At 71.5% G+C, this 967-nt stretch carries 1 protein-coding gene; it reads right to left on the bottom strand.

All coding sequences use genetic code 11. The features are described 5' to 3' along the window. The coding region (locus ABD340_RS47765) for an IS481 family transposase (protein ID WP_344598852.1) at window positions 1–857 on the bottom strand (857 nt) is incomplete at its 3' end. Window positions 858–967 lie beyond the last annotated feature (110 nt).

The raw sequence follows: 967 nt of genomic DNA, 5'->3' as shown, positions 1-967 counted from the left end.
TGGGGGCGGGCGGTGTTGTAGTCGGCCACCCAGGCGTCCAGGGCGTGCTGGGCCTGGTCCAGGCTGGGGAACGGGGCGTGGACGGCCAGGAACTCCTCGCGGACGGTGCGATGCCAGCGCTCGATCTTGCCGGTGGTGGTGGGTGAGCGGATCTTGGTGTGTCGGGTGGTGATGCCGTTCTCGCGGCAGATCCGCTCGAACAGCACCTCGGTGGGGCGGGGGCGGGTGAAGCGGCCGGTGAACTGCTTGCCGTTGTCGGTCAGCACCTCCTCGGGCACCCCGTGAACGGTCAGGGCCGCCGCGAACGCGGCGCAGACCGCCCGGGCCGAGGCCCGGGCCACCAGGGCGGCGATCACGACGAACCGGGAGTGGTCGTCGATCCCGCTGACCAGCTTGACCTCCCTGCCGTCGGCCAGCATGACCCCGCCCATGATGTCGATCTGCCACAGCTGCATCGGCGCATCGCGTTCCCATCGCCGATACGACGAGCGCGGACGCCGCCGCCCGCCGGGGACGACCAGGCCGTTGCGGGCCAGGATCCGCGACAGCGTCGCGGTCGAGGGCACCGGCTCCACGCCCTGCCGGGCCAGCTCGTGCGCCAGCCGGGCCGGACCCCACCGCGGATGAGCCCGCCGCAGCTCACACACCAGCGCCTCCACCTCCACCGCCGTGCGATGCGGGCAGGACGCCGGCCGGTGCGACCGGTCCGCCAACGCCGCCAGCCCACCGGACCGATACCGGACCAGCCAGGCGTGCACGCTCTGCCGCGACACCCCATACCGCGCGGCGACCTCGGTCACCGGACAGCCCGCCTCTACTTCCAGCACAGCGCGATACCGCTGCTCCAAGACACTCAACTCCACCAGCGCCAACCCGGCCTCCCACGCGATCGACAACGATCACGCCAAAGCCAAGCCAGCCCACAGGGCGTCAAGCATCAACCGATGCCGGAGTGTCAAGCATCAAC

The sequence above is a fragment of the Actinomadura vinacea genome, from assembly GCF_039532545.1.
Taxonomy (GTDB): Bacteria; Actinomycetota; Actinomycetes; order Streptosporangiales; family Streptosporangiaceae; genus Spirillospora; species Spirillospora vinacea.
Note: the sequence above shows the minus strand (reverse complement) of the source record. Positions and strands in the feature narration are given on the sequence as shown.